The organism is Microbacterium sp. EB106-03-03-XG65, from assembly GCF_058791955.1.
Genome location: NZ_JBYTEB010000002.1, coordinates 395,951 through 408,482, shown reverse-complemented (window position 1 = coordinate 408,482; position 12,532 = coordinate 395,951). Strand labels below are relative to the sequence as shown.

General features: G+C 71.0%; 8 protein-coding genes and 1 other RNA gene. 5 read left to right on the top strand and 4 right to left on the bottom strand.

Translation table 11 applies throughout. The features are described from left to right. Positions 1-9: 9 nt before the first annotated feature. From AC3WS6_RS15305 to AC3WS6_RS15290, 4 genes are all read right to left on the bottom strand, one after another. The gene (locus tag AC3WS6_RS15305; protein ID WP_492501882.1) at positions 10-2,265 is read right to left on the bottom strand and encodes a transglutaminase TgpA family protein; all 2,256 of its coding nucleotides are present in this window, start codon (positions 2,263-2,265) and stop codon (positions 10-12) included. After that, positions 2,252-3,487: a DUF58 domain-containing protein gene (locus AC3WS6_RS15300; protein WP_492501881.1), complete on the bottom strand. Its 1,236-nt coding sequence runs from the start codon at positions 3,485-3,487 to the stop codon at positions 2,252-2,254. The genes AC3WS6_RS15305 and AC3WS6_RS15300 overlap by 14 nt, the downstream gene beginning before the upstream one ends. Before the next feature lie 11 nt (positions 3,488-3,498). Beyond that, entirely contained in the window at positions 3,499-4,488 is a 990-nt protein-coding gene (locus tag AC3WS6_RS15295; RefSeq protein WP_492501880.1) for an AAA family ATPase, read from the bottom strand. Positions 4,489-4,583: 95 nt separating this feature from the next. Beyond that, a complete protein-coding gene (locus AC3WS6_RS15290) occupies positions 4,584-7,514 on the bottom strand; it encodes a DEAD/DEAH box helicase family protein (RefSeq protein ID WP_492501879.1) in 2,931 nt (976 codons plus the stop codon). 49 nt (positions 7,515-7,563) lie between these two features. On the opposite strand from AC3WS6_RS15290, the gene ffs reads away from it, so the two are divergent. The 5 genes from ffs (at position 7,564) to AC3WS6_RS15265 (ending at position 12,498) form a co-directional block, all read left to right on the top strand. Then, an RNA gene (gene ffs / locus AC3WS6_RS15285) (signal recognition particle sRNA small type) lies at positions 7,564-7,660 on the top strand. Between the two features lie 95 nt (positions 7,661-7,755). Then, the gene (locus AC3WS6_RS15280; RefSeq protein ID WP_492501878.1) at positions 7,756-8,367 is read left to right on the top strand and encodes a rhomboid family intramembrane serine protease; all 612 of its coding nucleotides are present in this window, start codon (positions 7,756-7,758) and stop codon (positions 8,365-8,367) included. A gap of 112 nt (positions 8,368-8,479) precedes the next feature. Continuing rightward, complete coding sequence (locus AC3WS6_RS15275) at positions 8,480-9,097, top strand: hypothetical protein (protein ID WP_492501877.1); 618 nt, start codon at positions 8,480-8,482, stop codon at positions 9,095-9,097. Positions 9,098-9,157: 60 nt separating this feature from the next. After that, on the top strand, positions 9,158-11,281 hold the full coding sequence (gene pta / locus AC3WS6_RS15270; RefSeq protein WP_492501876.1) for a phosphate acetyltransferase: 2,124 nt from the start codon (positions 9,158-9,160) through the stop codon (positions 11,279-11,281). Beyond that, positions 11,278-12,498: an acetate/propionate family kinase gene (locus AC3WS6_RS15265; protein WP_492501875.1), complete on the top strand. Its 1,221-nt coding sequence runs from the start codon at positions 11,278-11,280 to the stop codon at positions 12,496-12,498. The genes pta and AC3WS6_RS15265 overlap by 4 nt, the downstream gene beginning before the upstream one ends. The last annotated feature ends 34 nt before the right edge of the window (positions 12,499-12,532 follow it).

The window sequence follows — 12,532 nt, the reverse complement described above, 5'->3', positions numbered from 1 at the left end:
CGCACGGACTCAGGCCGCCAGCACCCCGTCCGAGCGGCGGCTCGCGAAGAGCGATCGCGGTATGACGAAGGCGACGACACGGGTGCGCGCATCCACGCTGCGCCTGAGCTGGCTGAGCACTCTGCGCAACGGCTGCTCCAGGTCGCTCGCGGCGCTACCGGGCGCCCGAGCGTAGCTGGCCCGTTCGACCGCATCCGTGAGAGCGCGCATCGCGTCGGCATCCACTCCGTGGTCGCGCACCAGATCGTCGCCCCGCATGCGAGGGCTCTCGGCATCCGAGAGGGTGACACCGAGGTCGAGCATCGTCGCGCGGAGCTCCGCCCATGCGGATGCCGCGTCGCCGCGTCGCGCGTTGCGTCGGCGCACCGCACCCGTCGTGAGACGGATCGCGGCAGGCAGGAACACCACGAGCAGCACTCCGAGCCCACCCAGCACGACCGGGGTCGGATCGACCCGTTGACCCGCGCTGGTCGCGCCCGTGTTGTCTCCGGCATCGTCGCGCTCGATCTCGGGGGCGGCGGTCTGTTCGGTGCTCGGGGCAGTGGTCTGCGTCGGCGTCGTCGTGCCGCTGCTGCCGCCGCCCGTGGTCGTTCCCGCGGCGAAGGCGGTGGGCACCCCGAGCGATGCGGTCGGCTCGAACGGCACCCAGCCCACACCGGGGAAGCGCACCTCGGGCCAGGAGTGCAGCTGATCGCTGGTGACCGAGTAGACCGATTCCTCTCCGCGGTTCGTGTCGGTGAGTGCGCCGGGCAGATAGCCGACGACGATGCGCACGTCCATCCCGAGGCTCTCGGCCATGAGGGCGAACGCCCCGGCGAAATGGATGCAGTACCCCGACCGCACCTCGAGGAACTGCGCGACCGCGTCGGCGCCCGTGCCGTCGAAACCCTCCTCGACGGGGGTCTCGAGGGAGTAGCTGAACTGATTGCGGAACCACGACTGCAGGGCGATCAGACGGTCGTAGTCGTTGGTCTCGTCGGCGGTGACCTCCCGGGCGGTGGCGGCGATCACATCGGGCAGCTCCACCGGTTCGGCATCGGGGTCGAAGACCGGCTCTGCGGCGGGGATCGCGCGGATCTGCTCCAGTGTGGGGCTGACGCGCGTCGAGCGCACCGTGTAGTCGTTGCCGACGGCATCCGCCGTGCGCGAGGCGACCGTGCGGTTCTCGGGACTCACTCGCCACGCCGCCGGCACTCCCTGCAGGCTCGTCGCCGGGTAGGGGACAGGCAGCCACGAGCTCGACATGCGGATGACGCGGATCGAGGTGGTCTGCTCCGTCGTGGCGATGTCGGGACTCCACTCCTCGGGGCCGAAGCCCTCATCCTGCGCCTGCAGGCCACCGCGATCGGGCTCCCAGACGCGCCCGTCGAACTGCGACAGGGTGGTGAGGCGCAGGTAGGGGGCGGTCGTCGCCGTGGTGGCCAGGGTCAGCACCTCGACCGGGTTCGGCTGCCTGAGGTCGTCGCCCAGGCGCAGTGACGCGTCGACCGTGACCCCGACCCCCGTGCCGGCGACACCGGGGGACAGCGGGAGTGCCGGTGCGATCAGGATCGTCGAGGCGAGCGCGGCCACCCCGACGCCAGCGGCGAGAGTCGTCGATGTGCGCCGCGGCGTCTCCGGGTTCTGCACGGCGGTGTACCGCAGCAGCACGAGCACGAGCACGGCGAACACCACGAACCACACGATGTCTGCGTCGCCGAGCGTGGCGATCATGGGCGTCGCCCCGACGGCGGCGGTGAGCAGGGCGGCGACGATCGCACCGCGCTGAGCGACGAGCGCATCGAGCACGATGGCGACGAACGCGAACCCCACTCCCATCATCGCGGCGAGCCCGGGTGACGACTCGAGAGGGGCGACCCCGTGCACGATCTCGTCCCACGCCGAGACGGCCAGACCCTGGAACACGGCCAGCGTCCGATCGGTCGGGATCACTCCGAAGAGAGCGGTGCCCCCTGCGACGAGCAGGGTCAGGGTGCCGCATGCCACGACGATCTGCACCCCCATCGTCGCGAGGTCGCGCTGCCAGGACTTTCGGCGTCGCAGCGCCGTGCGCGCGATCACGCCCGTCACGCCGATGACCACGATCATCAGCAGCACAGTGGCCGACCACGTGCCCGGGGCGATGACGGCGGTGTACGGCCACATCGCGACGAGTCCTGCCGCGGCGGCGAGCACCGAGGGGACGATCATGCTCGGGGGCAGGTCGTGCTCGCGGTGCCAGGCCGCTCGTGCGGGGCGAGGCCGCGTGGTCTCAGCCTTGAACATCGGCGTCCCCCCGCCGGTCGGCCGAGGACATGGTCTGCCGCTCGGGAAGAACGTCTTCCCATGCCTCGGCGATGTCGTCGCCGAGGACGGCGAACCGCCACCCCAACTGCACCGCCGCTGCCTCGGCGCCCTCCTTCGGCGCGCTGGCGAACAGCATCGGGGCGGCCGCGCCGGACGGACGCAGCAGCGCGGCATCCTCTTCGTCGATCTCGCCGGTGATGTACACGAGCGGCCCGGGCGGGGTGCCGCCCACCAGCGCCGCCAGATCACGCGAGTCGCCCCTCGGACTCACCAGGGCGAGCGCGACGAGCAGGCCGTCACGGTCGTCCTCGTGACCGCGCAGCGTGCCCAGCAGAACGCCGGCGCTGTCGATCACGTCGACTCCGTACCCTTCTTGCATCAGGTGGACGGCGGCCGAGGCGCACAGCGACACGGCCGTCTCGAACGAGTCATCGGCACCGGTGCCGGTGGAGGTACCGGCTGCGGCGGCGCTCCAGCGCGCGGCGCTGCGATCGAGCACGACCAGGGCGTCGGGACTCGACTCCTCCTCTTCCTGTCTCACCATCAGCTGACCGCGGTGCGCGGTGGCCCGCCAGTGGATCCGTCGCATCGAGTCGCCCGAGATGTAGCGTCGCGGCGACAGGTTGTCGCTGCCCTGCCCGAGACGGCTCGACGAGGTCTGTGCGGTGCCGCCCGCGGCTCCGACCCTGACCGTGAGGGGTGCGAGCGTGAACACCTCGGGCACCACCGTCACGGTCCGCGTCTCGCCGAACTCCTGCTCGCGCTGGGCGAGCCCGAACGGGTCGACCGTGCGCAGTACGAGAGGTCCGATGGGCCAGACGCCGCGCCGCACGCCGGTGAGCAGATAGCTCAGCCTGCCCGTCTCGGAGGGGAACTCGCCGGCGGCGTCGCCCGAGACGGCGGCGTCGGGCAGCACGTCGCGCCAGAGTCCGCGGGGGACTCGCAGCGCCCGCAGCGAGAAGCGCAGCGTCACTCGCGAGGTCTCCGACACCGTGAGCAGGTCGGTCGAGATCTGCCGCGCGACCGTTCCCGAGCGACGGGGGAGCACGACGACCAGGACCGCGATGAGCGTGAGCGCCAGCAGCAGGACACCGACATACAGCAGCACCGCAGCCCCGAGCACGTTCGCGGCGATCAGGCAGCCCACGCCGGCGAGGAGCGCAGCCGTGCCCCGGAGCGTGAGTGTCGGACGGCGTCGCATGAGGAGAGGACTCAGGCGCGCACGGCCACGGGCACGCGCACACGCTCGGCGATCTGACGCAGAGCCGACTCGACAGGCTGGGCGCCGGCCCGATGGGCACCGCGTGCGGGGAGCAGACGGTGCGCGAGAACCGGGATGAGCAGCGCAGTGACGTCGTCGGGGATCACGAAGTCGCGGCCGTCGAGCGCCGCCCACACCTTCGCGGCGCGGATGAGCTGGAGGGTCGCACGGGGGCTCGCGCCCAGGTGCAGGTTCGGGTCGGTGCGCGTCGCCTGCGCGAGTGCCACCGTGTACTCCTCGATCGCGGGAGCGACGTGCACCGAGCGCGCCCACGCGATCAGGCCCGAGATGGATGCGGCGTCGGCCACGGCAGTCACCGCCGCCAGGGGGTTGACCGTGTCGCGCTGCCGCAGCATCTCGGCTTCGGCCGCCGCATCCGGATACCCCATCGAGATCCGCATCATGAATCGGTCGCGCTGCGCCTCGGGCAGTGCGTATGTGCCCTCCATCTCGAGCGGGTTCTGAGTGGCCACGACGAGGAACGGATCGGGCAGCATGTGCGTCGATCCGTCGACCGTGACCTGTCCCTCCTCCATCGCCTCGAGCAGAGCCGACTGCGTCTTGGGCGAGGAGCGGTTGATCTCGTCGGCGATCACGATGTGCGCGAACACGGCCCCGCGCTTGAACTCGAACTCGCGGTCGACCGGGTTGTACACGCTCACGCCGGTGACATCGCCCGGAAGCAGATCGGGCGTGAACTGGATGCGGCGCACCGTCGCGTCGATGGTCGCGGCCAGTGCTCGCGCCAGCATCGTCTTGCCCACACCCGGCACGTCCTCGATGAGCAGATGCCCCTGGGCGAGCAGACACACGATCGCGCTCCGCACGGCATCCGGCTTGCCGTCGATCACACGTCCGATCGAGCCGATGATGGCCGACGTCTGCGCGGCGAACTGCTCGGCGCCGACGACGGTCGGGATCAGGGGCGGATTCTCTGGCATGCGTTCCCTCTCACGTGGGCGCTGCGGTGCGCGTGGATCGATCGTATCGCCGCTCCCTGCACATGGGGTGACAACGGGATGCGCCGGTGGTCGCCTCAGCCCCAGACGCGTGCCCGCGGTTCCGCGCCGTCGAGTCGGCTGTCGCTGCTGCGCGCGACGCGCAGCAGCGCGAGCCCCTGCATCCCGCCGAGCTCATGCAGCGAGCACGGACCGATGGCCTCGCGCCAGTGTGCGTGGAATCTCTCGGCATCACCCCGTCGGCGGCCGATCAGTCTCGGCACCGCGAGCAGCGTGCGGCCGGGCGAGAGTCGATCGGCCAGGCGTTCGATCGAGCGCAGCCGCGGGAGCCCCGCGGTGTCGACTCGCAGCAGGAAGCGCGGCGTGCGCACCGGGGCGAAGAGCTCCTGCACGGCGTCGGCGACCACCCGGGCGTCGTCTGCCGAGCCGCCCAGCTCGATGCGGATGCGAGTGCGGTCGGCGTCGTCGGTGCGTGCGACGATCGACGACTCGTCGATGGCGCCGATGCGTCCCGCGTCGTGCAGGGCGCGGGCGACGACGGTCGCGGCGGCTCGATAGACCTCGGCCGGACGGGAACGATCACGAAGGGTCCGGCCGAGCACCCGCAGCGCAGACGCCGCCGCCCCCGTGAGACCGCCGGCCGCCACGACCCCGAGGGCGAGCGGTGCCGAGGTCGCGAGTCCCAGAATCGCCAGCACAGCGAGCACCGCCGCCGTGCCGGCCGCGCCGAGTACGAAGGACCCGATCGCTCCTGCGCTCGCCGCCCGTCGGGTGAGCAGCAGGGGCGACCGTGTGGAACGGCGCACCGTCACGACCTCGCGGTCGCGCGACCGGTAGGGCTCGCCGATGCGCCACTGGCTCCGCGTCTCGGCGCGAGTGGGCTGCTGCGCCTGCACGAGCGCGTCGAGGTCGGCGACCGACACCGACGAGTCCTTGTCGAGCACGCGTTGCCAGGTCTCGAGGCCCGCCGCCGGGAGTGCATGCCCCACCCCGCTCACGATCCGACCGTCGCCATCGGCACTCACTCCCCTCAGGTGGGAGTGCCGACGGCGCAGGCGATCCGATTCCGATCCGTCGTCGAGGTCGACGTGCGATGGGATCAGGCACACGACCGACCAGTTGTGAGCGACCTTCTCGGTCCACGCGGGATCGAGCCTCAACGTGCGTCCGCGCAGCTGCTGCGTGCCCGACGCAGTCGCCACCGTGGTGAGGTCGATCAGGGTGTTCACCGAAGGGCAGTCCCAGCCCTCGCCGAGCAGACCGCGCGTGCCCACGAGCAGGCGCACGTGGCCGCGACGGATCAGCTCCGACACCGCGCTCACGAGGCGTCCGCTGCCCACGCCGGGTGCCTGCAGCTCTCGGAGCGGACCGATCCCGTCGACGACGTCGACCGGTGCCTCGAGGATCTCAGCGAGCGAGTCTGCGATCCCGTGCGCGTCATCGGCGCGCACGCGCAGGTGGCGGGAGGTGAGGAGCACGGGGCACAGGTCCGCGACGACGGGGTCGACGGCGAGCAGATCGAACGTCCGGAGCGCGCCCGCGGGCGCATCGCCGACCAGTCCTCGACTGTTGCCGTGCGCCACGAAGTCGGTCACGACCACGGCGCGCACGCGGTCGCCATCGGCCCCGGCGAGCTCGCGCCGCAGTATCTCGACCGCCGCATGGTCTTTGGCGGCCGAGAAGGCGAGTGTCGTCTCGACCGGGTCGCGTCCGCGGCGGATGCCCCGATCCGTCAGCGCGTATCCGAAGTCGGCGAGCGCGCGCCGCACGTACTCCCATTGCCCCTCGGCATCGGGGTCGGACAGCAGACGGCTCTGCGCGAAGCGCGCGAGCACGGTGAGCAGGTCGTCGGTCGTGCAGCGGCCGAGCAGCGCAGGCGGGATCGCGGCGATCAGCGGATGCTGCGGTGCGACCTCCCGCAGCACGAGCCCGCAGGATCGCGTGAGGGGGAAGTCGGCGGAGAACGCGCGATCGAGCCGTGCGAGGGACGTCTCGTCGCGAGGGTCGTGCCCGCCCGCGAGGTCGGGAGCGTCGGCATCCGTCGGCTGCAGCTGCTGCTCGAGATAGCGGACGCCGTCGGGTGTCGAGAGCACCTGCCTGATCAGATCGTGCAGCAGACCTTCGTGGCGACGGATGAACGCGGCCTCGGCCGGGGTCGGCTCGGTGAACGCCACATGGTCGCGGTAGGGCGCCAGGTGTCCCTCCTTCACGACGGCGGGCGTCGGCACCTCGTAGTCGACCTCGCCCAGCAGGTGGCTGTAGTTCTCGAACTCGGTCTCGTCGTCGGGCGACGGCAGCGTCGCCGTCAGTCCGATCAGCAGGGGCGCTGCCCCGGTCTCGCGGATGCGGCCGGCCAGATAGGCGACGACGACGGCCCAGTGGTCGAGCAGATGGTGGCACTCGTCGAGCACGATCGTGCGCACGCCCGCTGCGACGATCCGATCGATCAGCGCGACGGCATTCGGATGCAGCACCCGGGCGAGCTCCTCCGGCCGCTGCCGCGTGAAGCGCGAGCGGAGCCGCCGTGCGCGGTTGCGGATGCCGGACCGATACGCCGCGGCGTTGTCGACGGCGAGTGCGGCGAGCCAGGTCGCGGCGTCCGCCTCGGTCCGACCGGCCGCGACGAGTTCATCGATCCACACCGTGCGAGCGAGGTCGTCGAAGGGCGAGCTGTCGGTGGTCACGCTGAGCAGCTGATAGGTCAGGACGGTGAGATCGCCGAGTCGATCGGGGTCGTCCGAGACAGAGGACGGATCGACGGCCAGGTCTGCGGCCGTGCGCAGCCACTGATGGCGAACGGTCACGGTGGGCGACAGCACAAGCGCGCGGTGACCTGCTCGAGCCGCCAGGAGCAGACCGAGCAGCGTCTTGCCCGATCCCGGCGGGGCGACGATGTGCAGCGGCCCGTCGCCCTCGAGGCCCGGATGCTCGAGCACCTCGGCCTGATAGGTGCGCAGAGTGCCCGAGAAGCGCCAGGTCGACAGGGGGGCGGCGGTGGCGGGAGGCATGACCCGACCAGTCTGTCAAAGAGCGGGTGCGGAGATCGGCTAGACTGTTCTCGGCTCTCCGCGTGGCGGCATCCAGGCCAATTCCCCCAGGGCGGAAACGCAGCAAGGGTAACCGGGCTCTGCTGGGTGCGCGGAGAGTCACTTTCTTTTCCGGCACGCGCTCGCCGCATGCTCCCCCTGTCTGCGGGGATGCACCGTCGGCTGTCAGCGTCCTCCGGGTCAGCCCTGTCAGGATCATGATGTGACCAGGCCCGACATGACCAGCACCGGCGGCCCTTCTCGGGAATCCGCTCTCGCGCGCTTCGCCTCGCCGGTGCTGCTGCTGGCCGCCATGTGGCTGGTGCAGCTCGTCGACGCCGTCCTGCCGCTCTCCTTCACGGGCTTCGGGCTCCGCTCCTGGGATCTCACCGGTCTCGCGGGCATCGTCGTCTCGCCTCTGCTGCACGCGAGCTGGGCGCACCTCATCGCGAACTCCGTGCCGTTCCTCGTGCTCGGCTGCCTCGTCGCCGTCGAGGGGACCCGCCGGTTCTGGGCCGTGACCGCGTTCGCGGCGATCATCGGCGGCCTCGGCACGTGGATCGTGAACGCGCCCGGCGCTCTCACCGTGGGGGCCTCCGGCCTCGTTTTCGGGTACTTCGGCTACACCGTCATGCGCGTGTTCGCGCCCGGCCGCGTGTCGCACCGCATCCTGTACGCCGTCATCGCGATCATCGTGATCGCCTTCTACGGCGGATCCATGCTCGCGGGGGTCGTCGGCGTGCGCGACGGCATCTCGTGGCAGGCGCACCTGTTCGGGGCGATCGGCGGCGCACTCGCGGCCTTCGTCGGCCGCGGATCGGCCCGCCGATCGTGAAGGTCGACCCGCGATGACCGCCGGTCGTGGCGCGAGCACCGCGAAGAGACGCGCGTCGAAGAGGCCGACATCGCGATCGCGGTCGGCGAAGAGTCGCTCGGCGCGGCCGGGTGTGCGCCGACGCACGTCGCCGCGCCGCCGCGCGCAGAAGCGGCTGCAGCGCAGACGGATGCTCGGTCGATGGGCCCTCGCCGCGGCCGTCGTGATCGCGGTCGCCGGGGCGGCGGTGGCGATCCCGCTGAGCCTCGCGCACGAGAAGCCCGTGGCGATCTGCCTGAGCGACCCGACGACCTTCCCGCAGCACGGCGTCGCGGGCTGGGAGGGCGAGCAGCTCGAGAACGCGGCGACGATCATGCAGACGGCATCCGCGCTGGGGTTCGGTCGAGACGGGCAGATCCTCGGGGTGATGACCGCCATGGGCGAGAGCAGCCTGCGCAACATCGACTACGGCGATTGGGAGACCACCGGATTCACGAACCCCGACGGCAGCCGCACGACGAGCATCGGGCTCTTCCAGCAGCAGGAGTGGTGGGGGAGCGTCGAGCAGCGCATGGATCCGGCGACTGCGGCGACCCTGTTCTACGAGCGACTGGCGCGCGTGCCGGAGTGGCATGCGCTCGACCCGTCTCTCGCGATCCATCGGGTGCAGATCAACCTCGACCCGGCGTACTACACCCGCTACCGGGCCGACGCCGTCGCGGTCGTCGACGCGCTCTCGACGGGCTGCTGAACGCTTTCTCCCGGCCGGCGACCCAGCGAATCCAGAGTGAGGTGCACCTAAGCTGGGGGCGTGGCGCAGAGCATCTACATCACCTCGGCCGAAGGCCATACCGGAAAATCCACGATCGCCCTCGGCGTCCTGGACGCGCTCATGCGGGTCACCCCGCGGGTCGGCGTCTTCCGTCCGATCGCGCGCTCGGTGACCGAGCGGGACGAGGTGCTCGAGCTGCTGCTCGCGCATGACGGCGTGCAGCTCGACTACGAGGACTGCATCGGCGTCACCTACGACGATGTGCGCGACGATCCCGACCGGGCGCTGTCGACCATCGTCGCGCGGTTCAAGGCCGTCGAGGCGCAGTGCGATGCCGTCGTGATCATCGGCAGCGACTACACCGACGTCGCGAGCCCGGCCGAGCTCGGCTACAACGCCCGCATCGCCGCGAACCTCGCCGCCCCCGTGCTGCTCGTGCTCAGCGGGCGCGATCAGCAGCGCCAGGCCGAGCAGCTCGGCACCACCACCGCCCGCACGGCCGCGGCGGTCGGTCAGATCGGCGCGCTGGCCCTGGCCGAGCTCGAAGCCGAGCGGGCAGAGCTGTTCGCGGTGGTCGTCAACCGCGCCGACCCCGACATCCTCACCGACATCGAGGCGGCGGTCTCTGCGGTGCGCCCGACGAAGAGCACCCCGGTGTGGGCGATCCCCGAAGACCGCACGCTCGTGGCGCCGTCGATCCGCGGCATCCTCTCGGCGGTCGAGGGGAGACTGATCAAGGGAGACCCCGACCGGCTCGGGCGCGAGGCCCTGACGATCGTGGTGGCCGGCATGTCGATGGTCAACGTGCTGCCGCGACTGACCGAAGAGGCCGTCGTGGTGATCCCCGCGGACCGCACCGAGGTGCTGCTCGCCACGCTGCTCGCCGATGCCTCGGGCACCTTCCCGCGCGTCGCCGGCATCATCCTGAACGGTCCGTTCCCGTTGCCCGAGCCGATCGTGCAGCTTCTCGACGGCTTCACCTCGACGGTTCCGATCATCGCGACCGACCTCGGCACGTATGACACCGCCGTGCGGGTCATGGGCGCTCGCGGTCGCATCTCGCCCGAGTCCCGCACACGCTACGACCGCGCGCTCGGGCTCTTCCAGACCCACGTCGACATCGCCGAGCTGACCACTCAGCTCGGCCTGGCGGAGTCGCGTGTGGTGACTCCGCTGATGTTCGAATACGGGCTCATCGAGCGCGCCCGCGCCGACCGCCGCCGCATCGTGCTGCCGGAAGGCGACGACGACCGCATCCTGCGCGCCGCCGCGACCCTGCTGGCACGCGAGGTCGCCGATCTGACCATCCTCGGCGACGAGAACGCGGTGCGCGCCCGTGCGGTCGAACTCGGCATCGACATCACCGCCGCGCAGGTGATCAGTCCCACCGACCCCGAGCTCGTCGAGCGTTTCGCGGCCGAGTACGCGCGGCTCCGCGCGCACAAGGGCATCACGGTGGCGCAGGCCGCCGACACCGTGACCGACGTGTCGTACTTCGGCACGATGATGGTGCATCTGGGCCTCGCCGACGGCATGGTCTCGGGCGCCGCGCACACGACCGCCCACACCATCCGCCCCTCGTTCGAGATCATCAAGACCAAGCCGGGCGTGAACGTCGTCTCGAGCGTCTTCCTCATGGCGCTCGCCGACCGGGTGCTCGTCTACGGCGACTGCGCGGTGATCCCCGACCCGAGCAGCGAGCAGCTCGCCGACATCGCGATCTCATCGGCTGCCACCGCGAAGCAGTTCGGCATCGAGCCGCGCATCGCCATGCTGTCGTACTCCACCGGAGAATCCGGCACCGGGGCCGACGTCGACAAGGTGCGCGCCGCCACGGCGCTCGTGCACGAGCGTGCACCCGAGCTGCTCGTCGAGGGGCCCATCCAGTACGACGCGGCCGCCGACGCCGCCGTCGCGAAGGCGAAGCTCCCCGACTCCGCGGTCGCCGGCCGTGCGACCGTCTTCGTCTTCCCCGATCTCAACACCGGCAACAACACGTACAAGGCGGTGCAGCGTTCGGCCGGTGCCGTCGCGATCGGCCCTGTGCTGCAGGGCCTCAACAAGCCGATCAACGACCTCTCCCGCGGTGCGCTGGTCGACGACATCGTGAACACGGTCGCGATCACCGCGATCCAGGCGCAGGCGGAAGGGACGGCATCGTGACTGCGATCCTCGTGATCAACAGCGGGTCGTCCTCGCTGAAGTACAGCCTGATCGACATCGAGAACGAGAACGAGCTCGCGAGCGGACTGATCGAGCGCATCGGGCAGGATGCCGGGGCCATCACGCACACCGTGCGGCCCGACACGACCGCGGATGCCGTGGTGACCATGCTCGACGGCTCATACGAGCAGGAGCGTCCGGTGGCCGACCACGCCGAGGCGTTCTCGGTCATGCTCGAGCAGTTCGAGGCCCACGGCCCGTCGCTCTCCGAGCGCGCACCCTCCGCCGTCGGGCATCGCGTCGTGCACGGAGGAGCGCGGTTCTACGCCCCGACGCTGGTGACGCCCGACGTCGAGCGGCAGATCGACGAGCTCGCGGTGCTGGCCCCGCTGCACAACCCCGCCAACCTCGCCGGCATCCTCGCGGCGAAGGCGGTGTTCACCGACGTCCCGCATGTCGCGGTGTTCGATACGGCCTTCCACCAGACGCTGCCGCCCGCGGCGTACACATACGCGATCGACGCCGAGCTCGCTGCGCGGCATCGCGTGCGGCGCTACGGTTTCCACGGCACGAGCCATCAGTTCGTGAGCGAATCGGCGGCCGCCTTCCTCGGACGCGACCTGGGCACGCTGCGCCAGCTCGTGTTCCATCTGGGCAACGGTGCATCGGTCACCGCGATCGACGGCGGGCGCTCGGTCGAGACGTCGATGGGTCTCACCCCGCTCGAGGGTCTCGTCATGGGAACGCGCTCGGGCGACCTCGATCCGGCGGCGCTCGTGCACCTCTCGCGCCGCGCGGGGTACTCGATCGATGACCTCGACGCGCTGCTGAACTCACGCAGCGGCCTCAAGGGCCTCGCGGGACGCAGCGACATGCGCGACATCCTCGCGGGGCGAGAAGCCGGCGACGAGGCCGCCACGCTGGCCTTCGACGTGTACATCCACCGTCTGCGCGCGTATGCGGGGTCGTACATCGCTCAGCTCGGCGGTGTCGACGTGATCTCGTTCACGGCGGGTGTCGGCGAGAACGCCCCCGCCGTGCGCGCCGAGGCCATGGCCACGCTCGGGTTCGCGGGTGTCGAGATCGACGCCGGGCGCAACGCGGCGCGAGCCAGGGGAGTGCGCCGCATCTCGACCGACGCCTCGTCCGTGACGGTGCTCGTGGTGCCCACGAACGAGGAGCTCGAGATCGCCCGGCAGACCTCGCGGATGCTCTGACCGGCATCCCGCCGACGCGAATCCGCGATCGGGG